We start from the raw sequence: 22,156 nt of genomic DNA, 5'->3' as shown, positions 1-22,156 counted from the left end.
TGGTTCCATGGCGCCACAGCACAACACCGGAGCGGGCGCGGAAGCGGAACTTCCGGAGTACGCCGGTCACTACCGCCTGGAGTCATGCCTGGGCTCCGGCGGCATGGGCGTGGTGCACCTGGCGCAGAGCACCTCCGGGATGAAGCTCGCCGTGAAGGTCGTCCACGCGGAGTTCGCGCAGGACCCCGAGTTCAGGGGACGGTTCCGGCAGGAGGTGGCTGCCGCACGGAGGGTCAGCGGGGCCTTCACCGCGCCGGTCGTCGATGCCGACCCGGACGCCGAACGCCCCTGGATGGCAACGTCGTTCATCCCCGGGCCGACCCTGTCCGAGCACGTGAAGCGGAACGGGCCCATGGCGCCCTTCGAGTTGCGCCGGCTGATGGCGGGACTGGCCGAGGCGCTGCGCGACATCCACCGGGTCGGCGTAGTGCACCGGGACCTCAAACCCAGCAACGTGCTGCTCGCCGAGGACGGGCCGAAGGTCATCGACTTCGGTATCTCCCGGCCGAAGGACAGCGAACTGCGCACGGAGACGGGCAAGTTGATCGGCACACCGCCGTTCATGGCACCGGAGCAGTTCCGGCGGCCGCGGGAGGTCGGTCCGGCCGCCGACATCTTCGCGCTCGGGTCCGTACTGGTGCACGCGGCGACCGGACGCGGACCGTTCGACTCCGACAGTCCGTACGTCGTCGCCTATCAAGTCGTCCACGACGAGCCGGACTTGGCCGGGCTGCCGGAGAACCTCGCGCCGCTGGTGCTGCGTTGTCTCGCCAAGGAGCCCGAGGACCGGCCCACACCCGACGAGTTGATGCGTGAACTGCGGTCCGTGTCGGCCTCGTACGACACGCAGGCCTACATACCGGCGCAGCGGGCCGGCACCACGCCGACGCCCGAGCCCCCCGCGGAAGAGCCCGCGCAGCCCGAACGGCGGCGTGGGAGACGGCTGCGCAAGCGGGTCGCACTCGGGGCGGGTGCGCTCGGCCTGGCCGCGATCGGCACGCTTGCCTCGCTCCAGTTGTCCGACGACGGCGACACGGCACCGAAGAGCGCCGCCCCGCACACCACACCCAGCTCCGAGTTCGCCGGGTGGCAGACGGCACCGGTCTCCAGGAGGAGCACCCCCCAATGTTCCTTCGGGGCAGGGAAGTTGCTCTGCGCGCAGCCCGGCGTGGTGTTCGCCCTGGATCCGTCCGACGGCAGTCTGCTGTGGCGGCACGCCGTCGCCTCGACACACCGGAGCGGGCCACCGGTGCTGTCGGGCGGCCTCGTGCAGCCCTCGCTGGACAGCGGCCGGCATCTGGAGGGCCTCGATCCCGCCTCGGGCAGGGTGCGTTGGCAGCGGACCGTCCCCGCGTACACCGGGCTGGCGGACGCCGGAGGCATGCTTCTGCTCACCAACGCCGACGGGACGGTCACGGGTGTGGACGCCGCCTCGGGCACCAAGAAGTGGAATCACCCGGTGCCGGGCCAACAGCAGCCGTACTTCAGCTCGTTCACCGGGGACCCGCTGGCGTATGCGACGAACACGTCGGACGACGGGGCGAACACCCGGGTGACGGCGGTCGATCCGGACACGGGCGAGGTGCGCTGGGACACGCGGCTGAAGGGAACGCTGCAGCCCGTCGGTTCGAAGGGAGGGTCCGTCTTCCTCCTCTCCGTGGACACGGTCTACGGGGCCGCGCAGGCCGTGGTCCGCTACACCCCGGACACCGGGGCCTCGCGGCGCGTGGCGTTGCCCGTGCGACTGGAACAGGCCCACGCGACCGTCCGCGGGAACGTCGTCTACCTGGTGGGGACCGGCGGATCGATGTCGGCCGTGGACATGGCCGCGCGGAAGCGGCTGTGGGGTCTGGAAACGGCCGTGCTGCGGGGCTCCACGCCGGTCACGGACGGCAGGCAGGTGTACATCACCGCGGCGGACGGGCGACTGCTCGCCGTCGACGCCCGCGCGGGCCGACTCGTCGGCCAGACACCCGCGCGCCTCAACTCCAACTCCGACCGGATCAGCGCGGCGCTGCCCGAACCCGTCGTAACAACCAACCACGTCTACGCAGCCGCCCCCGACGGCACGATCTTCGCCGTCAACTCCCTTACGCCCAAGGCCTGGTAGCGGCAGCCGAAAGGGCCGCCCCCGTCAGAACGAAGGGGGCGGCCCCGCAATGCGGCAATGCCGTGTCTCAGCCGAGCTTGCTGACGTCCCGCACGGCCCCCCGGTCCGCGCTGGTGGCCATCGCCGCGTACGCGCGCAGGGCGGCCGAGACCTTGCGGTCGCGGTTCTTCGGGGCGTACCGGCCCTCCAGGGCGGCCTCGCGACGCGTCAACTCGGTGTCGTCGACGAGGAGTTCGATGGTGCGGTTCGGGATGTCGATGCGGATGCGGTCGCCGTCCTCGACCAGCGCGATCGTGCCGCCGGAGGCCGCCTCGGGGGACGCGTGGCCGATGGACAGGCCCGAAGTGCCGCCGGAGAAGCGGCCGTCGGTGATCAGGGCGCAGGTCTTGCCGAGGCCGCGGCCCTTGAGGAAGGAGGTCGGGTAGAGCATCTCCTGCATGCCGGGGCCGCCCTTGGGGCCCTCGTAGCGGATGACGACGACATCGCCGTGCGTCACCTGTTTGTTGAGGATCTTCTCGACGGCTTCCTCCTGCGACTCGCAGACGACCGCCGGGCCCTCGAAGGTCCAGATCGACTCGTCGACGCCGGCCGTCTTCACGACGCAGCCGTCGACGGCGAGGTTGCCCTTGAGGACCGCGAGGCCGCCGTCCTTCGAGTACGCGTGCTCCGCGCTGCGGATGCATCCCTCGGCCGCGTCCTCGTCCAGCGCCTCCCAGCGCTCGGACTGGGAGAAGGCCTCGGCGGAGCGGACGCAGCCGGGGGCCGCGTGCCAGAGTTCGATCGCCTCCGGGGAGGGGGAACCGCCGCGCACGTCCCATGTCTTGAGCCAGTCCGCGAGGGACGGGCTGTGGACGGAGTGGACGTCCTCGTTGAGCAGGCCCGCGCGGTGCAACTCGCCCAGCAGGGCGGGGATGCCGCCGGCGCGGTGCACGTCCTCCATGTAGTACGTGCGGTTCTTCGCGACGTTCGGGGCGACCTTGGCGAGGCACGGGACCCGGCGCGAGACCTCGTTGATCTCCTCCAGGCCGAACGGGACCTCCGCCTCCTGGGCCGCGGCCAGCAGGTGCAGGATCGTGTTGGTCGAGCCGCCCATCGCGATGTCGAGGGCCATCGCGTTCTCGAACGCGGCGATCGTGGCGACGTTGCGGGGCAGGACCGTCTCGTCGTCCTGCTCGTAGTAGCGGCGGGTGATGTCCATCACCGTGCGGGCCGCGTCCTCGTACAGGCCCTTGCGGGCGGTGTGCGTGGCGAGGACCGAGCCGTTGCCCGGCAGGGAGAGGCCGATGGCCTCGGTCAGGCAGTTCATCGAGTTGGCGGTGAACATGCCGGAACAGGAGCCGCAGGTCGGACAGGCGTTCTCCTCGATACGGAGGATGTCCTCGTCCGAGATCTTGTCGTTCACGGCGTCGGAGATCGCGTCGACGAGGTCCAGGGTGCGGACCGTGCCGTCGACGAGCGTGGCGCGCCCGGACTCCATCGGGCCGCCGGACACGAAGACCGTCGGGATGTTCAGCCGCAGGGCCGCGTTGAGCATGCCCGGGGTGATCTTGTCGCAGTTGGAGATGCAGATCAGGGCGTCGGCGCAGTGCGCCTCGACCATGTACTCGACGCTGTCCGCGATCAGGTCGCGGGAGGGCAGGGAGTACAACATGCCGCCGTGGCCCATCGCGATGCCGTCGTCCACCGCGATCGTGTTGAACTCGCGCGGGATGCCGCCGGCCGCGGTGATCGCCTCGCTGACGATCCGGCCGACCGGCTGGAGGTGGGTGTGACCGGGCACGAACTCGGTGAAGCTGTTCGCCACCGCGATGATCGGCTTCCGGCCGATGTCCGCACCGGGTACACCGGAGGCGCGCATAAGGGCGCGTGCGCCCGCCATGTTGCGTCCGTGGGTGACTGTGCGGGACCTCAGCTCGGGCATCGTCGCTCGCTCCTTCAGACAGATAGGGCTGCTAACGAGCGTACGCCGGTCATCCAGGGGGCGGACACGATGTCCGCATTACGGGATGCCCGTCTCGCCGTAGGACGGCTTCACGGGCCGGTCAGATGCCCCTGCACCACCGGCGCCACCCGCGCGATGATCAGCTCAGGGTCCGCCGAGGCCAGCGGCTCCACCTTGATCACGTAGCGCAGCATCGCCGTACCGACCAGCTGCGCCGCCGCGAGTTCGGCGCGCAGTTCCGCGTCCGGGAGGTCGAGCTGGGCGGCGACCCGGCCCAGCACCTGGGAGACCACGAGCCGGCGGAAGACGGCCGCGGCGGCTTCGTTGTTGACGGCGGAACGGACGATCGCCAGCAGTGGCCTACGGGTGGCCGGGTTCTCCCAGACGCCGAAGATGAACCGGGTCAGCCGCTCGCCGACACCGTCCACCGGCCCCTCTGCGACGGCCTCCGGCGCGTCCAGGGCGGGCGCGAAGGCGACCTCGATGGCCGACTCGAAGACCTGTTCCTTGGTACCGAAGTAGTGGTGCACGAGCGCCGGGTCGACCCCGGCGGCCTTGGCGATGCCGCGCACGGACGTCTTCTCGTAGCCCCGCTCGGCGAACTCGTCCCGGGCCACGGTCAGGATGCGGTCCCGGGTGTCGGCGGATTCCGTACGAGGGGGTCGGCCCCGACGTTTGGCGGTGGCGTCGGTCACCGTCGGGGCACCTTCACGGCCGAGGCCAGATGCAGCCGCGTGAAGGCGAGCGCCTCCGCGAGATCGGCCTCGCGTTCGGCGCTGGACATCGCGCGGCGGGTGTTGACCTCGATGACGACATGGCCGTCGAAACCGGTCAGCGCGAGCCGTTCCAGCAGTTCGGCGCAGGGCTGGGTGCCGCGGCCGGGGACGAGGTGCTCGTCCTTGTTGGAGCCGTTGCCGTCGGCGAGGTGGACATGGCCGAGACGGTCGCCCATGCGGTCGATCATCTCGGTCGCGTCGACGCGGGCGGTCGCGGTGTGGCTGAGGTCGATCGTGAAGTGCCGGTAGTCCTCTTTGGTCACGTCCCAGTCGGGGGCGTAGGCGAGCATCTCGCGGTCGCGGTAGCGCCACGGGTACATGTTCTCTACGGCGAACCGCACATCCGTCTCGTTCGCCATCCGCCAGATCCCGCTGACGAAGTCCCGCGCGTACTGGCGCTGCCAGCGGAACGGCGGGTGGACGACGACGGTGCTCGCGCCGAGCTTCTCGGCGGCCGCCCGGGCGCGCTGGAGCTTGATCCACGGGTCGGTGGACCACACCCGCTGCGTGATGAGCAGGCAGGGAGCGTGCACGGCGAGGATCGGCACCTGGTGGTAGTCGCTGAGTCTGCGCAACGCGTCGATGTCCTGGCTGACCGGGTCGGTCCACACCATGACCTCGACCCCGTCGTAGCCGAGGCGCGCGGCGATCTCGAAGGCCGTCGCCGTCGACTCCGGATACACGGACGCCGTGGACAGCGCGACCTTCGCATCCGGGATGCGCACGACTGGTTCTGCCACGGAGGACAGACTACGGGGCGCCGCTTTGCGCACGGGAGCCGGTTGCTGTGCCCGCCCTGTGCGGGGTACGGCAACCGGCCATCCGCGGCGTGGGGTCGCGTTGTGGGGATACTTCATGGGGGTCTGATACGTGACGCACCTTGCGGGTGTTCAGTGGTGGGGGTGTTGGGTGCGGGGCGCCGGACGGCCTGGAAGCGCGGGCCATGACCGGGGGGCGTGCTCGTGCTGTGCACGGACGGGTGCGGGGGCATGACCGGGCGGGCGTACGCCCGGGGCAACCGCGCGAGCAGGCACCACGGCGGAGCGGGCGGGCGCCGGCACAAACCAGGCGAAGGGGCCCACGCGGGCAGTCGGGGCCGTGGGCGTCGCCCACGCGCGCGTGCACAGCGGACGGCCGCACGCGCGTGGACCACAGCCACGCGGGCGGAGGGCTTGGAGAATCCACGTGCCCCCCACGCGCGCGTGCCCGACGGACGACCACGCGCGCGTGCCCTACGGCCAGGCAGGCAAAGGGACCGATCGGCGCCTCTCGGACAGTCACGCCCGTCCACCACGGCTACACCCACGCACGCGCACCAAAGCCCCGCGCCTCTCAGGACACCGGACTCCCCAGCCCCGCCTACGCCGACGGCATCTGGTCCAGCCGCCGCAGGATCACGCCCTCGCGCAGGGCCCACGGGCAGACCTCCAGGGTTTCGACGCCGAAGAGGTCCATCGCGCCCTCGGCGACCATCGCGCCGGCCAGGAGCTGTTCGGCGCGGCCTTCGGAGACGCCGGGGAGGACGGCTCGCTGGGCGGTGGTCATGCCGCCGAGGCGGGGGACCCAGGCCTCCAGCGACTCGCGCTTCAGCTCGCGCTGGACGTAGAGGCCGTCGGCGGAGCGGGCGGCGCCGGCCAGGCGGGCGAGCTGCTTGAAGGTCTTCGACGTGGCGACGACGTGGTCGGGGGCGCCGAAACGGCTGAACTCCCCCACCGTACGGGCGATCTGGGCGCGCACATGGCGGCGCAGGGCCCTTATCGCCCCGGCTTCGGGCGGGTCCCCGGGGAGCCAGCCGGCGGTGAGGCGGCCCGCGCCGAGGGGCAGCGACACGACCGCGTCGGGCTCCTCGTCGATGCCGTAGGCGATCTCCAGGGAGCCGCCGCCGATGTCGAGGACGAGGAGTTTTCCGGCGGACCAGCCGAACCAGCGGCGGACGGCGAGGAAGGTCAGCCGGGCCTCCTCGGCGCCGGTGAGGACCTGGAGTTCGACGCCGGTCTCGGCCTGCACGCGCGCGAGGACGTCGTCCGCGTTGCTGGCCTCGCGGACGGCGGAGGTGGCGAACGGGAGCAGTTCCTCGACGCCCTTGTCCTCGGCGGCCTGGAGCGCCTCATGGACGACGCCGATGAGTTTGTCGACCCCGTCGGGGCCGATGGCCCCGTCCTCGTCGAGGAGTTGGGCAAGGCGGAGTTCCACCTTGTGCGAGTGCGCGGGCAGCGGGCGCGCGCCCGGGTGTGCGTCCACCACCAGCAGATGCACCGTGTTCGATCCCACGTCGAGGACACCGAGTCTCATGTACGGAACGCTACTGCCACCTGCACCGATCTCTGTCCCCGGAGCGGTTTCTGGGGCCGCCCCGGGCGACTTACCCTGGACGCGTGCCAAAGACGAAAAAGGCGAAGACCGACAAGGCGGCCAAATCACCCGGCGATTCCTCGCCGGTGAAGTCGGCCAAGCCCCCGAAGCCGTCGCAGATGTCGAAGAAGGCCCTGAAGAGCGACGAGAAGGGGCTCGACTTCGCGCGCGCGTGGGTGGAGTTCCCGGATCCGGCGGACGAGGAACAGCTCTTCCGCTGCGATCTGACATGGCTGACCTCTCGCTGGAACTGCATCTTCGGAAGCGGCTGCCAGGGCATCCAGGCGGGCCGCGCGGACGACGGGTGCTGCACCCTGGGCGCGCACTTCTCCGACAAGGACGACGAGAAGCGGGTCGCCGGGCATGTGGCGAGGCTCACTCCGGAGATCTGGCAGCACCACGACGAGGGCGTGGAGCACGGCTGGATCTCCGAGGACGAGGACGGCGACCGCCAGACCCGCCCCTACAAGGGCTCGTGCATCTTCCAGAACCGCCCCGGCTTCGCCGGCGGCGCGGGCTGCTCGCTGCACATCCTCGCCGTGAAGGAGGGCCGCGAGCCCCTGGAGACCAAGCCGGACGTCTGCTGGCAGCTCCCGGTGCGGCGGACGTACGAGTGGATCGACCGGCCGGACGACACGCGTGTGCTCCAGGTGTCGATCGGCGAGTACGACCGCAGGGGCTGGGGTCCCGGCGGCCACGACCTGCACTGGTGGTGCACGTCGGCGACGTCGGCGCACGGCGCGGGCGACCCGGTCTACGTGTCCTACGGCCCGGAGCTGACCGAGCTGATGGGCAAGGCGGGCTACCACCGGCTGGTCGAGCTGTGCGAGGAGCGCCTGGCCTCGCAACTGCCGCTGCTGGCACCGCATCCGGCGGACCCGGTCGGCTGACCGGTCAGGACGAACTCGGGTCGCCGCCGTCGTCGGGCGGCGATGTCGAGCCCCCGGGGTCGGCGGGCGCCGAGTCCGTTGGGGTGGGGTCCGGGGCGGTGGAGGTGGGCGGGGGCTCGCTCGGCGTCGGGTCGCTCGGGGCCGTGCCCGTGGGCGTCGGGTCCGGGCCGGACGAGGGCGGTCCGCCGGGGCCGGGATCCGAGGGGTGCGACGGGTGCGAGGGGTCGGTCGGGGCGGGCGCGCTGCCGTAGCCCTCGATCGAGACGACGGCGCCGGCGGGTGAGACGGCCACGCGCGCGGTCCAGTGGCCGGAGGGCTCGCGCAGATGGTCGACGTACACCTTGATCGTCAACGACTCGCCCGGTGCGAGGGTTCCCGAGGACTGGCTGAGGTAGAGCCAGGGTGCGGCGGTGGTCGCGGACCAGCGGACCGGGGCCGAACCGGACGCGGTGAGGGTGATGAGCGTGGTGTCGGCGCTGTTGGCGGCCGAGACACCGAGGTGCCCTGCGCCCTTCTGACCGGCGCCGGTGACGCTGATGACCTCCACTGAGACGTCGTTCTTGCCGCTCTTGCCGGGCCGGCCGCCGGGGCTCGCGGTGCCGACGTCGCCGGCGTTCTCGTAGCCGCCGCTCGCGACCTCGCCCTCCAGGCTGCCGGAGCCGTGCTGCTCGCTCGCGGTGACCGCCCGGCCGTCGGCCCCCTCGCCGGTCGGTGTGCCCCGGTAGGCGGCCCACAGGGCCAGTACGGGTGCCGCGATGACGGTGGCGACGACGGTCGTCGTGACGGCACGCGCGCGTAGCCGGTCTCTTCGGGCCGCGCGGTCCTTGGGGTCCATCGGGAAACCGCGCCGGTCGAAGCGGGGTGCCGCGGTGCCACGCGCGCGCGGGAGGTGCGCCATCGCCATGTGCAGGGCCGCGCGCGGCGCCTCCAGCACAGGCAGTTCGGCGGGCGTGACACTCGCGCCGGGCCAACTGCCGGGCAGCGCGCGCTCGGCGGTACGACGGCAGCGCGGGCAGTCGTCGACGTGCCGGACCAGCTCGCGGCGCAGGGCACTGCTCAGCACGAGCTGGTGGTCGCCGGTCAGGCGGGCGACGCTCGGACAGGTCCCGGTCTCCACGACGGCGAGGGCCGCACGCGTGCGTTCCACCTCGCAGGCGGCGGAGGCCAGCAGCTCGCGGGCGGTGGCGAGGTCCATGCCGAGGACGGCGGCGACCTCGTGGGCGGCGAGCCGGTGGCGCACGGCGAGTTCGAGCGCCTCGCGCTGCTCCGGGGTGGTCCCGGCGGCCTCCGGCCAGGCGAGCCGGGCGAGTTCACGCCGCCGCTGTTCACGCGCCCCCTCGGAGAGGGACGATTCCTCCGTCTCGGTACGCCCCACCGCGTGCGTGCCCTGACGTTTCTGCTTGGCCTCGGCCAGCTTGCGCAGGCACACCCAGCGGGCCAGCGCGTACAGCCAGGCCCTGCGGTCCCCGGCCGGCTCCGGCACCCGCCCGCCCCGGCGCTCGGCCAGCGCCAGCACGTCTCCCAGGGCCGCGGTCGCGGTGTCGTGGTCGCACAGCACGGACAGGCAGTACGTGAACAGGCCGTCCAGATACGGCTCGTAGCGCGCGGGCGGACACTGCGCCAGCGTGCGCGCCGCAGCGCGGTCGCGCGCCTCCCGATGCGCCCGGTGTGCGCCGGTGGTGCGGGTCGAGGTCTCCGGACTGCTGCTCATCACCCGTGCGACCGTAGGCGGCGGGAGATGACACCTTCCGCCCCCTTGAGCACTTTTAATCCGTACGGGTGAAACGATCCCTCAATAGGGGACAGGAACCCCGGATCCCCTGGCTCGTTCCCGACGGGCAGTGGCCGGATACCGAGCACTGACGATCCGTCCGCCGACCGCGTTGTCAGTGCCGCCGGTTACGGTTCACGCATGGCTGCCCGTACGAAATCCACCAAGGACCGTCCGTCCTACCGCTGCACCGAGTGCGGCTGGCAGACGGCCAAGTGGCTCGGCCGCTGCTCCGAGTGCCAGGCCTGGGGGACGGTCGAGGAGTACGGCGCGCCCGCCGTGCGTACGACGGCCCCCGGCCGGGTCACCACCTCGGCGGTGCCCATCGGCCAGGTCGACGGCCGCCAGGCCACCGCCCGCTCGACCGGTGTGCCCGAGCTGGACCGGGTGCTCGGCGGCGGTCTCGTCCCCGGAGCGGTCGTCCTGGTCGCGGGCGAGCCCGGCGTGGGCAAGTCGACGCTCCTCCTGGACGTGGCGGCCAAGTCGTCGAGCGACGAGCACCGCACGCTCTATGTGACGGGCGAGGAATCGGCCAGCCAGGTCCGCCTCCGCGCCGACCGCATCAAGGCCCTGGCCGACCACCTGTATCTCGCCGCCGAGACCGATCTGGCCGCAGTCCTCGGCCACTTGGACGCGGTGAAGCCGTCCCTCCTGATCCTGGACTCCGTACAGACGGTGGCCTCCCCTGAGATCGACGGCGCGCCCGGCGGCATGGCCCAGGTCCGCGAGGTCGCCGGCGCCCTGATCCGCGCCTCCAAGGAGCGCGGCATGTCCACCCTCCTCGTGGGCCATGTCACCAAGGACGGCGCGATCGCCGGCCCCCGCCTCCTGGAGCACCTGGTGGACGTGGTCCTCTCCTTCGAGGGCGACCGTCACGCCCGCCTGCGTCTGGTCCGGGGCGTCAAGAACCGCTACGGCACGACGGACGAGGTCGGCTGCTTCGAGCTGCACGACGAGGGCATCACAGGCCTGGCCGACCCGAGCGGCCTGTTCCTGACCCGCCGCGCGGAGCCCGTCCCCGGCACCTGTCTGACCGTCACCCTGGAGGGCCGCCGCCCCCTGGTCGCCGAGGTCCAGGCGCTCACCGTCGACTCCCAGATCCCCTCCCCCCGTCGCACCACCTCGGGCCTGGAGACCTCCCGCGTCTCGATGATGCTCGCCGTCCTGGAGCAGCGCGGCCGGATCAGCGCCCTGGGCAAGCGGGACATCTACTCCGCGACGGTGGGCGGGGTGAAGCTCTCCGAACCGGCCGCCGACCTCGCGATCGCCCTGGCCCTGGCCTCCGCGGCGAGCGACACCCCCCTCCCCAAGAACCTGGTCGCGATCGGCGAGGTGGGCCTCGCGGGCGAGGTCAGAAGGGTCACGGGCGTCCAGCGCAGACTCTCCGAAGCACACCGCCTGGGCTTCACCCACGCCCTCGTCCCGAGCGACCCGGGCAAGATCCCGCCCGGCATGAAGGTCCTCGAAGTGGCCGACATAGGAGACGCCCTCCGGGTCCTTCCACGCTCCCGTAAGCGAGAGGCCCCACGGGACGCCGAGGACCGCCGGTAGACTTTGCCCTGGTCTCGCCCGTCCGTACGAACCAGGTACGTGAAACGGGAGCACCAGAAGAACCTGCGACCCGAGGAGTGCAGTGGCAGCCAACGACCGGGCGTCAGCTCCCGGAAAGTCCGGCGGGAGCTCCGGTGCCGATGGCCTGATGCGCGCCTCCCTGAGCGCCGTGGCACCCGGCACGGCCCTGCGCGACGGCCTGGAGCGGATCCTCCGCGGCAACACGGGCGGGCTCATCGTGCTCGGTTCCGACAGGACCGTGGAAGCGATGTGCACCGGCGGTTTCATACTGGACGTCGAGTTCACGGCCACCCGCCTGCGCGAACTCTGCAAGCTCGACGGCGGCATCGTGGTGTCGTCCGACCTCTCCAAGATCCTCCGAGCGGGCGTCCAACTGGTCCCCGACCCCACGATCCCCACAGAGGAAACAGGCACCCGCCACCGCACAGCGGACCGAGTGAGCAAACAGGTCGGCTTCCCCGTGGTCTCGGTCTCCCAGTCGATGCGCCTGATCGCCCTCTACGTGGACGGCCAGCGCCGCGTCCTGGAGGACTCGGCGGCGATCCTGTCCCGAGCAAACCAGGCTCTCGCCACCCTGGAGCGCTACAAGCTCCGCCTCGACGAAGTGGCAGGCACCCTCTCGGCGCTGGAGATCGAGGACCTTGTGACGGTCCGCGACGTGTCGGCCGTGGTCCAACGCCTCGAAATGGTCCGCCTGATCGCCACCGAGATCGCCGAATACGTAGTGGAGTTGGGCACGGACGGCCGCCTACTGGCCCTCCAGCTGGACGAGTTGATCGCGGGCGTGGAGCCGGAACGCGAACTGGTGGTCCGCGACTACGTCCCCGAGCCCACCGCGAAACGCTCCCGCACGGTGGACGAGGCCCTGGCCGAACTGGACGCCCTCTCCCACGCCGAACTCCTCGAACTCCCCACCGTGGCCCGTGCCTTGGGCTACACCGGCTCCCCCGAGGCCCTCGACTCGGCGGTCTCCCCCCGAGGCTTCCGCCTCCTGGCCAAGGTCCCGCGCCTGCCCGGCGCGATCATCGACCGCCTGGTGGAACACTTCGGCGGCCTCCAGAAACTCCTGGCGGCAAGCGTCGACGACCTCCAGACGGTCGACGGCGTAGGCGAGGCAAGGGCAAGAAGCGTACGAGAAGGCCTCTCCCGCCTGGCGGAGTCCTCAATCCTGGAACGCTACGTCTGACCCAAAACCGTCAGTCACTGGCCAGCACGAACGAGGTCTGCGCCTTGGCGAACCCGGAGGCCTCAGCCTCCACCAAATAGGTCCCCGCCCCAGCCGAACCAGCGGCCGGGGTAGCGCACTCGGGCGCACTCGGCTTGCGGTCCCACTTCAGGGTGTACGTGACGCTGCTCCCAGCCGAAACCCGGTAATAGACACTCCCGGAGCTCTTGGGACAGTCGGCCGACGACCAGAAATCAGCAGCGCCCCCCGCCTCCGTGATCGTCAACACCGCACTCTTGGGCCCGAGATCAACCTTGCAGTCACTGCCGGAGGAGTTCTTGGCGGTCAGCACAAAGGTCGGCGTCTGATCGGGCGAGTAGGAGTTATGAAGACTCCGCAGACTCAACTGCACGGCACTGGCAGTGCAGTTGGGCAGAGTCGAGTCGGCAGGCACCGTAGTCCCCGTACTACTACCGCCGTTACTCGCCCCACCGGACCCACTACCGCTACCGTCACCGGAGCCACCACCCACCGACCCACTGGCCGCACCCGACCCGCCACTACTGCTGCCACCACCGCTGCTGCTGTCGCCACCACTGGACTCATCACGCCCGCCCGGGTGTTGACTGATGGCGGGCCCAGAACCGGACGGCCCGGCAGTGATCGTAGGAGCGGGCGTCTTCCCGTTCTTCGCCCCATCCGCACCGTTCTTGCCGCCCCCGCCACCCGACGTGACGATCCAGGTGATCAGCAGTGCCAACAGGGCGACCACGGACACCATGAGGACCCTCCGTCGCCAATAGATGGAGGAGGGAAGCGGCCCGACCGGATTGCGCAGAGATCCCACGGCGCAAACTGTACGAGAGATCGGCGAGTTACCTCGCCCCACCCGCCGCCCCAGCCCCAACTTTTCCGGATCATCATCCCGGTAAGGGAGTTGAGCGGAGCGGACCGCAGGCCGCGTACGGCACGAAGGTGTCGTGTCGGGGGGTATCCGCCCGCAGCGGTTGGCGCGTCAACACGGCCCCCTTCTCGAGATACCGATTCCGCGCCGTTCCGAGGACGGACACCCCCGGCGCGGCACCGACCCACAACGAAACGACGGGCGAACCACCCACACACCCGCACCCGCCGAACCACCCGCGCATGGCAGGATCGGACGGCGATGACTGCGCCTACGAAACCCCCTCAGAGCAGCCCCTCCGACGGAGCGGCCCTCCACTCCCCCGTGATCGACTGGTTCGAGGACCACGCCCGCGACCTCCCCTGGCGCCGCCCCGACGCCGGCCCCTGGGGTGTGATGGTCAGCGAGTTCATGCTCCAGCAGACGCCGGTCACACGCGTGCTGCCCGTCTACGAGCAGTGGCTGGCCCGCTGGCCGCGCCCCGCCGACCTGGCCAAGGAGGCCCCCGGCGAGGCGGTCCGCGCCTGGGGCCGCCTCGGCTACCCCCGCCGCGCCCTGCGCCTGCACGGCGCGGCCACCGCCATAACGGAACGCCACGGCGGCGACGTCCCCACCGACCACGCCCAGCTCCTCGCCCTCCCCGGCATCGGCGAGTACACGGCCGCGGCCGTCGCGTCCTTCGCCTACGGCCAGCGCCACGCCGTACTCGACACCAACGTCCGCCGCGTGTTCGCGCGCGCGGTCACCGGCGTCCAGTACCCCCCGAACGCCACCACCGCCGCCGAACGCAAGCTCGCCCGCGCCCTGCTCCCCGAGGACGAGCCCACCGCCGCCCGCTGGGCCGCGGCCTCCATGGAACTGGGCGCCCTGATCTGCACGGCGAAGAACGAGACGTGCCACCGCTGCCCGATCGCCGCCCAGTGCGCCTGGCACCTCGCGGGCAAGCCGGAACACGAGGGCCCGGCCCGCCGCGGCCAGACCTACGCCGGCACTGACCGCCAGGTACGCGGCAAACTCCTCGCCGTACTCCGCGAGGCAGAGGCCGACACCCCCGTCCCCCAGTCGGCACTGGACCGCGTGTGGCACGAGCCGGTCCAGCGGGCCCGCGCCCTGGACGGCCTGGTGGCCGACGGCCTCGTAGAACCCCTCCCGAACGGCCTGTACCGCCTGCCCGCGACCCGCACCTGACACACGGTCACTTCACAGACGGGCGACGACCCCACAGCCCACACCCAGCCCTCGCAACACTCCCGCAGACCACAAACCACCCCATAACAACCCCAAAGACCCCGCCCCCTTACCCCGCACCTACTTCCGTTACACAACCGACGGACAGCCGAGCGCTCCCCGCAGGCTGCTGCGCACAACCCCGTGACAACCCCTCCGTAGCTTCGTTCCTGTGCCGCAGACCGGCGGGACACAGCAACGAAAAACCGGCAGCAGGCAGGTCGGAAACGGGGATGGAGGCGGTTGATCATGGCGCAGGGCGAGGTGCTCGAATTCGAGGAGTACGTCCGCACCCGACAGGACGCGCTGCTGCGCAGCGCCCGCCGGCTGGTGCCGGACCCGGTCGACGCCCAGGACCTGCTCCAGACCGCGCTGGTACGGACGTACGGCCGCTGGGAGACCATCGAGGACAAGCGCCTCGCGGACGCCTACCTGCGCCGCGTCATGATCAACACCCGGACCGAGTGGTGGCGGGCCCGCAAGCTGGAGGAGGTCCCCACCGAGCAGCTGCCGGACGCGTGCGTCGACGACGCGACCGAGCAGCACGCGGACCGGGCACTCCTTATGGACATCATGAAAGTTCTCGCTCCGAAGCAGCGCAGTGTGGTCGTCCTGCGACACTGGGAGCAGATGTCCACCGAAGAGACGGCCGCCGCCCTGGGCATGTCGGCCGGTACGGTCAAGAGCACGCTGCACCGGGCGCTCGCCCGGCTCCGGGAGGAGCTGGAGGCCCGCGATCTGGACGCACGCGCGCTGGAGCGTGAGGAGCGGGAGCGTTGCGCGGCCTGAGCGACACCCATGGGCCCGGCCTGAGCGACGACATTCCCGGGCCCGGCCCGAGCGGCCCCTCCGGACCCGGCAGAGGTCGCGGGAGCAGGGCTCGCGGGAGCTACGAGGCGGCGTTCACGGCGATGGCCGTGCTCGCCGCCCTCGCCCTGTTGGTGTCCGGCTGCGCGACCGGCGGCACCGGTGCCCGTGACGAGGGCCCGGCGCACTCGGACACGGTGGCGGGCCCCGTGGAGGCCGCCAAGTCCCCCTCGCCCTCCGCCACCGTCGACGACCACGTGGACGCGGTCAAACTCGTCAAGGACGATCCCAAGGTCTCGGCGGCGGTCAAGCGCGAGCTGAAGCCGTGCGTCGCCGACGAGTACGCGGTCGACGTGTCGTACGGCGAGCTGACCGGAGGCACCGTCAACGACGTAGTCGTCAACGTGATGACCTGCGGCGACGCGGTCGGCATCGGCTCATACGTGTATCGCGAGACGGGTGGGACGTACGAGAATGTGTTCAAGACCGAGGAACCCCCGGTCTACGCGGAGATAGACCGCGGCGATCTGGTCGTCACCAAGCAGGTGTACGAGAAGGGCGACCCCGTGTCGAGTCCCTCCGGTGAGAACGTGATCACGTACCGCTGGGCCGCGGGCCGTTTCATTCAGGAGTACAGCACCCACAACGAGTACAGCAACGCGGTCGGCGGCGACGCCACGCCCGCCCCGACCGCGAACTGAGCGGAAACCGAGCGGGAACCGAACCGGCACTGAACCGATCGGCCCGCCCGAACCGATCCTCCAGTGAACGCGGACGCCGCCCCAGGCGTCCCATGCTTGAGAACGACCTGTACGAGTCATACGAGGACTGAGAGCACCGGGATGGCAGACCAGACCCACGTCCTGTTCGTCGAGGACGACGACGTCATCCGTGAGGCCACCCAACTCGCCCTGGAGCGGGACGGCTTCGCGGTCACGGCGATGCCCGACGGGTTGTCGGGCCTGGAGGCGTTCCGGGCGAACCGCCCCGACATCGCGCTCCTCGACGTCATGGTCCCCGGCCTGGACGGCGTGAGCCTGTGCCGCCGGATCCGCGACGACTCGACCGTGCCGGTGATCATGCTCTCGGCGCGCGCGGACTCGATCGACGTGGTGCTGGGCCTGGAGGCCGGCGCCGACGACTACGTCACCAAGCCCTTCGACGGCGCCGTCCTGGTCGCCCGGATCCGCGCGGTGCTGCGCCGCTTCGGACACGCGAGCGGCGGCGACCGTACGACGGACGTGGAGGCGGCCCCGGTCGACGGCGGGGTGCTCACCTTCGGCGATCTGGAGATCGACACCGAGGGCATGGAGGTGCGCCGGGCCGGGCAGCCGGTGGCGCTGACGCCGACCGAGATGCGGCTACTGCTGGAGTTCTCCTCCGCGCCGGGCACGGTCCTGTCCCGCGACAAACTTTTGGAGCGGGTGTGGGACTACGGCTGGGGCGGTGACACCCGGGTCGTGGACGTCCATGTGCAGCGGCTGCGGACGAAGATCGGCCAGGACCGGATCGAGACGGTCCGCGGCTTCGGCTACAAGTTGAAGGCCTGAGCAGGGTATGCGGGGGAAATCACAGCGCGGAGTCCCGTCGTTCATGGACAGAGCGGGCATTCGTACGGGCCTGAGATGGAAGCTCAGCGCGGCCATCGCGCTGGTCGGCACACTGGTGGCGATCGCGCTCAGCCTGGTGGTGCACAACGCCGCCCGGGTCTCGATGCTGGACAACGCGCGCGACCTCGCGGACGAGCGGGTCCAGATCGCCCAGCGCAACTACGAGCTGTCCGGGCGGCCGAACTTCCCCAGCATCAAGATCGACGACCCCAGCCTGCCGCCGGCCCTGCGCCAGAAGGTCGAGGAGGGCCGACGGGCGACCTACGTCACCGACCGGCCGCACGGCATCCCGGACATCTGGGCGGCCGTACCGCTCAAGGACGGCCATGTGATGTCCCTGCACACCGGGTTCACCGACCGCAGCACGGACATCCTCAAGGATCTCGACCAGGCCCTGGTCATCGGCTCGATCGCGGCCGTGCTCGGCGGCAGCGCGCTCGGTGTGCTGATCGGCGGTCAGCTCTCGCGCCGGCTGCGCAAGGCGGCCGCCGCGGCGAACCAGGTCGCCAAGGGCGAGACGGACGTACGGGTGCGGGACGCGATCGGCGGTGTCGTACGGGACGAGACCGACGACCTCGCGCGCGCGGTGGACGCGATGACGGACGCGCTGCAGCAGCGACTTGAGGCCGAACGCCGGGTCACCGCGGACATCGCGCACGAACTGCGCACCCCGGTGACGGGCTTGCTGACCGCCGCCGAACTGCTCCCCCCCGGCCGCCCCACGGAACTCGTCCTGGACCGCGCGAAGGCGATGCGCACCCTCGTCGAGGACGTCCTGGAGGTCGCCCGTCTCGACGGGGCCTCCGAGCGGGCGGAGTTGCAGGACATCATGCTGGGTGACTTCGTGGGCCGCCGGGTGATAGCGAAGGACCCGGACGCGGTGGTGCACATCGTGCACGAGTCGGCGGTCACCACGGACCCGCGCCGGCTGGAGCGCGTGCTGTTCAACCTGCTGGCCAACGCGGCCCGGCACGGCAAGCCGCCGATCGAGGTCTCGGTCGAGGGCCGGGTGATCCGGGTCCGCGACCACGGCCCCGGCTTCCCCGAGGAGCTCCTCGCGGAGGGCCCGAGCCGCTTCCGCACCGGCAGCAAGGACCGCGCGGGCCACGGCCACGGCCTCGGCCTGACCATCGCGGCCGGCCAGGCCCGCGTCCTCGGCGCCCGGCTGACCTTCCGCAACGTACGGCCCGCGGGCGCGCCGGACCACATTCCGGCGGAGGGCGCGGTCGCCGTCCTGTGGCTGCCGGAACACGCGCCGACGAGCACGGGCAGCTACCCGATGCTGCCGTAGCCCCGTCCGGACGGGAGGAGGCCACGCCCCTTCAGGTGCGGGCCACCATCACCTCCTCCCCTCTGGACGGCCCCACCCCGGCTCCCCGGCCGGCGAAGTACCGCCGGGCGAGCTCGGCCGCCGACACATGCCGAACCTCCCGGAACCCGCATTCCCGCCCCAGCTCCAGCACTTCCTCCGGGGTGAAGAAGCTCAGGAACGGCGTGCCCGCGGCACGAGCGCCCTCCACCGCCACCTCCAACTGCGCGCGCTGCTCCGGCTCCACGTCGTCGACCGGCCGTAGGAACGTGGTGACCAGGGTGGAACCCGGGGCGAGTCCTGCGACCAGGCGGAACGTGGTGGTGATCGCGTCATGGGTGAGGTACATGATCACCCCGGTCGCGGCGACCACGGCGGGCCGGCCGGTGTCGAGGCCGGCGGCGGCCAACCGCCCCCACCAGTCGCCCTCGAAGTCCACCGGCACGAACCGCAGCCAGTCCGGGACGTCGTACCCCAGCTCCGCCAGACGCCGCCGCTTCCAGGCCTGGGTACCGGGCCGGTCGACCTCGAAAACCCTTATTTTCGCGCCCAGTTCAGGTCGGCGCTGGGCGAAGGTGTCCAGCCCGGCACCGAGTACGACGTACTGGTCCACGCCCTCTCCCGCCCGCTCCACCACCACGTCCTCCACGAAGCGGGCCCGCGCCACGATCGAGGCCCGGATCCGACGGGTGGCCTCGACGTCCATGTCGGGACGGTCCCGCCAGTCGTCCCCCGGGTCCGCGAGCCGCAGCCCGACCTCGTCCTCGATCACATGCGGCGGCGGATCGGCCTGAGCGTGCAGCGCCCGCCAGAGGGCGACCCGCACCGCGGTGTGGTCGGCGGTCGCGGGTTCCCGCTCGGCGGAGCCGCTCAGCAAGCCCAGTCCTTCGACAGGTCGAGCTCGCCTTCGCGGGGCTGGGTGAAGGAGAACCAGTTGCCGGAGTCGTCGCGGAACACCGCCTCCGTGCCGTAGGGACGCTCCTGCGGCTCTTGCAGGAACTCCACGCCCCGGTCCTTGAGCTTCTTGTAGTCCCCGTGGATGTCGTCCGTCGTCAGCGCGCCCGCGCCGAGGACCCCCTTGGCCACGAGTTTCCTGACCATCTCGGCGGACTCGGGGTCCATTGCGGGCGGCCCCGGAACCATCAGCGTGAGGTCGACGTCGGGCTGGTTCTCGGCGCCGACGGTGAGCCAGCGCATGCCGCCTTCGCCCATCGTCATGTCCGAGCGGACCTCAAGGCCCAGCTTCTGGGTGTAGAACTCCTTGGCCCGGTCCTGGTCGAGAACCCAGACGGTCGAGATCTTGAGTCCCTTGATCACGGTGTGCTCCTGCCGACGGTGGTTGTCTCCCGGTCTCCCAGGCTCCGGTCTCCTGCTCCATCACCGTAGGCAGCGGCGACGTCAGCCCGCTTCTCCGGAATTGCTGCGCCGCGCGCCGCCGGGGCCGCTGCTGAAGCCGCCGGCCCAGAGCATGGCGTAACACCCCGGTATGAGCGCGGCCCCGCGGCCCACGTGCTTCGCCCGGTACTCGGTGGGGGTCAGCCCGGTCCACGCCTTGAACCGCGTCGAGAACGTGCCCAGGCTGCTGAAGCCGACGAGGTTGCAGATCTCGGTCACCGACAGGTCGGCGGTGCGCAGGAGGTCCTCCGCGCGCTCGATGCGGCGATGCGTCAGATAGTGACCGGGCGTCTCGCCGTATGCCTCCTTGAAGGCCCGGATGAAGTGATACCGCGAGTACCCGGCATGCGCGGCCACCGCGCCCAGATCGAGCTCAGGCTCGGCCCAGTCACGATCCATGGCGTCCTTGGCGAGACGCAACTGCCGCATTTTGTCCATGAACCCGATGGTGACACGGGCCACTGACATCGACGCGGGTCCGGCCCTTCTCAGCACCGGCCCGCATCCTTCAGCCCGTCCGGCGTTTGAGGACAAGGCCCTTCAGGCCGGCGGGGGTCCGGGGGCGGAGCCCCCGCAGCGGACCCGCACACGACGACCAAAAGAAGGCCCCCCGGGGCGGACACCAGCCGGGGGACCTTCAGCTCACGCGCAGCGGATCAGACAGCCTCGACGATCGACGCCGGCGCCGCGGCTTCCGCTTCCTCGCCAGGCTTAGGCGCAGCCGCCCCCGCTCCCTTCAGCGGAACCTCCTTCACGAACACCGCCGCCACCAGCGCGACCACCGCGACCACGGCCCCCAGCAGGAACGCGGAGTGCGTGCCGGCCGACACCGCGTGCTGGTACGCCTCGCGGGCCGCCGCCGGCAGCTTGGCCAGGCTGGCCGCGTCCAACTGAGCGGACTGCTCGGTCACCTTGGAGCCCAGTGCGCCGGCCCGCTCGGCCATGACGTCCTGGACGCGGTGGTTGAACAGCGCGCCCATGATGGCGACACCGAAGGACGAACCGAGCGTGCGGGACAGGGTGCTCGTGGAGGACGCGACACCCATGTCCTTCATCTGCACGCTGTTCTGCGCGACCAGCATGGTGATCTGCATCAGGCAGCCCATGCCGAGACCGACGACGGCCATGAACACACCGGACATGAACCGGGTCGTGTCGGTGTCCATGGTGGACAGCAGGTACAGGCCGACACCCATCAGGACGCTGCCGACGACCGGGAACACCTTGTACTTACCGGTGTTGGTGGTCACCCGCCCCGCGACCATCGAGGTCACGAGCATCGCGCCGAGCATCGGCAGGAGCAGCAGGCCCGAGTTGGTCGCGGACGCGCCCTGCACGGACTGCTGGTACAGCGGCAGGAACAGGGTCGCGCCGAACATCACGAAGCCGGTGATGAAGCCGATGATCGCCATCAGGGTGAAGTTGCGGCTGCGGAAGATGTGCAGCGGCACGACCGGCTCGGTGGCCTTGGTCTGCCAGAACACGAACCCGATGAGCGCGGCCACGCCGATGCCGATCAGTTCCATGATCCGCGCGGACGTCCAGGCGTACTGCGAACCGCCCCACGTGGTGACGAGCACGATCGAGGTGATGCCGAGGGTCAGCAGTCCGGCGCCCAGGTAGTCGATCCGCGCCTGCGAGCGCTTCTTCGGCAGGTGCAGTACGACACTGATCGCGGCGAGCGCGACCACACCGAGCGGCAGGTTGATGTAGAAGGACCAGCGCCAGCCCCAGTTGTCCGTGATGGTGCCGCCGACCAGCGGTCCGCCGATCATCGCGAGCGCCATGACGCCGGCCATCATGCCCTGGTACTTGCCCCGCTCACGCGGCGGGATCAGGTCACCGATGATCGCCATGACGCCGACCATCAGACCACCGGCGCCGAGGCCCTGGATGGCCCGGAAACCGATCAACTGCCCCATGTTCTGGGCCATGCCGCTGAGCGCGGAACCGAAGAGGAAGATCACGATCGACGTCATGAAGGCGCCCTTGCGCCCGTACATGTCGCCGAGCTTGCCCCACAGGGGCGTCGAGCTGGCGGTCGCGAGCGTGTACGCGGTCACGACCCAGGAAAGGTGCTCGAGCCCGCCCAGCTCACCGACGATCGTCGGCATCGCCGTACCCACGATCATGTTGTCGAGCATCGCGAGCATCATGGTGATCATCAGGGCGAGCAGGACGACCCGCACGCTCTTCGGTTGCTTCTCGGTTTTCTCCGGCACGGCTTCGCCTGGCCCGGTGTCGACCGTCTGTGTGTCCGCCATCTTTCCCACTCCCCTACATACCGCCACCGTCCGGCTACTTACTTGCCGCCCGGCTAGTTGAC

19 protein-coding genes are annotated in these 22,156 nt (G+C 70.9%); 9 read left to right on the top strand and 10 right to left on the bottom strand.

Annotated elements, in window-relative coordinates; all coding sequences use genetic code 11:
* Nucleotides 1-7 precede the first annotated feature (7 nt).
* A complete protein-coding gene (locus AB0M63_RS43130) occupies nt 8-2,110 on the top strand; it encodes a serine/threonine-protein kinase (protein ID WP_366023233.1) in 2,103 nt (700 codons plus the stop codon).
* A gap of 67 nt (nt 2,111-2,177) precedes the next feature.
* Here the strand turns inward: AB0M63_RS43130 and ilvD are convergent, their stop codons facing one another.
* The 4 genes from ilvD to AB0M63_RS43110 all read right to left on the bottom strand — a co-directional run bounded on the left by ilvD (nt 2,178) and on the right by AB0M63_RS43110 (nt 7,120).
* The gene (gene ilvD, locus AB0M63_RS43125; RefSeq protein ID WP_355907992.1) at nt 2,178-4,031 is read right to left on the bottom strand and encodes a dihydroxy-acid dehydratase; all 1,854 of its coding nucleotides are present in this window, start codon (nt 4,029-4,031) and stop codon (nt 2,178-2,180) included.
* 110 nt (nt 4,032-4,141) lie between these two features.
* Complete coding sequence (locus tag AB0M63_RS43120; protein WP_366023232.1) at nt 4,142-4,747, bottom strand: TetR family transcriptional regulator; 606 nt, start codon at nt 4,745-4,747, stop codon at nt 4,142-4,144.
* Entirely contained in the window at nt 4,744-5,568 is an 825-nt protein-coding gene (locus AB0M63_RS43115) for a sugar phosphate isomerase/epimerase (RefSeq protein WP_355907987.1), read from the bottom strand. Before AB0M63_RS43115 ends, AB0M63_RS43120 begins: the two co-directional genes overlap by 4 nt.
* Nucleotides 5,569-6,187: 619 nt before the next feature.
* Nucleotides 6,188-7,120, bottom strand: coding sequence for a Ppx/GppA phosphatase family protein (locus tag AB0M63_RS43110; RefSeq protein ID WP_355907984.1), 933 nt, complete (start codon nt 7,118-7,120; stop codon nt 6,188-6,190).
* An 83-nt stretch (nt 7,121-7,203) separates the two neighbouring features.
* Between AB0M63_RS43110 and AB0M63_RS43105 the strand changes: the two genes are divergently transcribed.
* Nucleotides 7,204-8,070 (top strand): hypothetical protein, encoded by an 867-nt coding sequence (locus AB0M63_RS43105; protein ID WP_366023231.1) that lies wholly within the window; start codon nt 7,204-7,206, stop codon nt 8,068-8,070.
* Between the two features lie 4 nt (nt 8,071-8,074).
* On the opposite strand, the gene AB0M63_RS43100 is transcribed toward AB0M63_RS43105, so the two are convergent.
* Complete coding sequence (locus tag AB0M63_RS43100; protein ID WP_366023230.1) at nt 8,075-9,784, bottom strand: hypothetical protein; 1,710 nt, start codon at nt 9,782-9,784, stop codon at nt 8,075-8,077.
* Nucleotides 9,785-9,982: 198 nt separating this feature from the next.
* Between AB0M63_RS43100 and radA the strand changes: the two genes are divergently transcribed.
* Both radA and disA read left to right on the top strand, forming a co-directional pair.
* A complete protein-coding gene (gene radA / locus AB0M63_RS43095) occupies nt 9,983-11,392 on the top strand; it encodes a DNA repair protein RadA (protein WP_355907975.1) in 1,410 nt (469 codons plus the stop codon).
* A gap of 82 nt (nt 11,393-11,474) precedes the next feature.
* Complete coding sequence (gene disA, locus AB0M63_RS43090) at nt 11,475-12,599, top strand: DNA integrity scanning diadenylate cyclase DisA (protein WP_355907972.1); 1,125 nt, start codon at nt 11,475-11,477, stop codon at nt 12,597-12,599.
* A 10-nt stretch (nt 12,600-12,609) separates the two neighbouring features.
* Here the strand turns inward: disA and AB0M63_RS43085 are convergent, their stop codons facing one another.
* Nucleotides 12,610-13,425 (bottom strand): hypothetical protein, encoded by an 816-nt coding sequence (locus AB0M63_RS43085; RefSeq protein WP_355907969.1) that lies wholly within the window; start codon nt 13,423-13,425, stop codon nt 12,610-12,612.
* A 318-nt stretch (nt 13,426-13,743) separates the two neighbouring features.
* Between AB0M63_RS43085 and AB0M63_RS43080 the strand changes: the two genes are divergently transcribed.
* From AB0M63_RS43080 to cseC, 5 genes are all read left to right on the top strand, one after another.
* The gene (locus AB0M63_RS43080; RefSeq protein WP_355907966.1) at nt 13,744-14,670 is read left to right on the top strand and encodes an A/G-specific adenine glycosylase; all 927 of its coding nucleotides are present in this window, start codon (nt 13,744-13,746) and stop codon (nt 14,668-14,670) included.
* A gap of 288 nt (nt 14,671-14,958) precedes the next feature.
* Nucleotides 14,959-15,498 carry a SigE family RNA polymerase sigma factor gene (locus tag AB0M63_RS43075; RefSeq protein WP_355907963.1) on the top strand — a complete coding sequence of 180 codons (540 nt, stop codon included), beginning with the start codon at nt 14,959-14,961 and terminating at the stop codon, nt 15,496-15,498.
* A gap of 122 nt (nt 15,499-15,620) precedes the next feature.
* Entirely contained in the window at nt 15,621-16,217 is a 597-nt protein-coding gene (locus AB0M63_RS43070) for a hypothetical protein (RefSeq protein WP_355908067.1), read from the top strand.
* Between the two features lie 141 nt (nt 16,218-16,358).
* A complete protein-coding gene (gene cseB, locus AB0M63_RS43065) occupies nt 16,359-17,066 on the top strand; it encodes a two-component system response regulator CseB (protein ID WP_355907960.1) in 708 nt (235 codons plus the stop codon).
* Nucleotides 17,067-17,109: 43 nt separating this feature from the next.
* Nucleotides 17,110-18,417: a two-component system sensor histidine kinase CseC gene (gene cseC, locus AB0M63_RS43060; protein ID WP_355907957.1), complete on the top strand. Its 1,308-nt coding sequence runs from the start codon at nt 17,110-17,112 to the stop codon at nt 18,415-18,417.
* Nucleotides 18,418-18,448: 31 nt separating this feature from the next.
* Here cseC and AB0M63_RS43055 read toward each other — a convergent pair whose 3' ends face one another.
* From AB0M63_RS43055 to AB0M63_RS43040, 4 genes are all read right to left on the bottom strand, one after another.
* Nucleotides 18,449-19,309, bottom strand: a complete 861-nt coding sequence (locus AB0M63_RS43055) for a class I SAM-dependent methyltransferase (protein ID WP_366023246.1) — start codon at nt 19,307-19,309, stop codon at nt 18,449-18,451.
* Nucleotides 19,306-19,752, bottom strand: coding sequence for a VOC family protein (locus tag AB0M63_RS43050; RefSeq protein ID WP_355907954.1), 447 nt, complete (start codon nt 19,750-19,752; stop codon nt 19,306-19,308). Before AB0M63_RS43050 ends, AB0M63_RS43055 begins: the two co-directional genes overlap by 4 nt.
* A gap of 81 nt (nt 19,753-19,833) precedes the next feature.
* Nucleotides 19,834-20,268, bottom strand: coding sequence for a helix-turn-helix transcriptional regulator (locus tag AB0M63_RS43045; RefSeq protein ID WP_355907951.1), 435 nt, complete (start codon nt 20,266-20,268; stop codon nt 19,834-19,836).
* 218 nt (nt 20,269-20,486) lie between these two features.
* Nucleotides 20,487-22,094 carry an MDR family MFS transporter gene (locus AB0M63_RS43040; protein WP_355907948.1) on the bottom strand — a complete coding sequence of 536 codons (1,608 nt, stop codon included), beginning with the start codon at nt 22,092-22,094 and terminating at the stop codon, nt 20,487-20,489.
* Nucleotides 22,095-22,156 lie beyond the last annotated feature (62 nt).

Source organism: Streptomyces sp. NPDC051576, from assembly GCF_040681835.1.
GTDB lineage: Bacteria > Actinomycetota > Actinomycetes > Streptomycetales > Streptomycetaceae > Streptomyces.
Note: the sequence above shows the minus strand (reverse complement) of the source record. Positions and strands in the feature narration are given on the sequence as shown.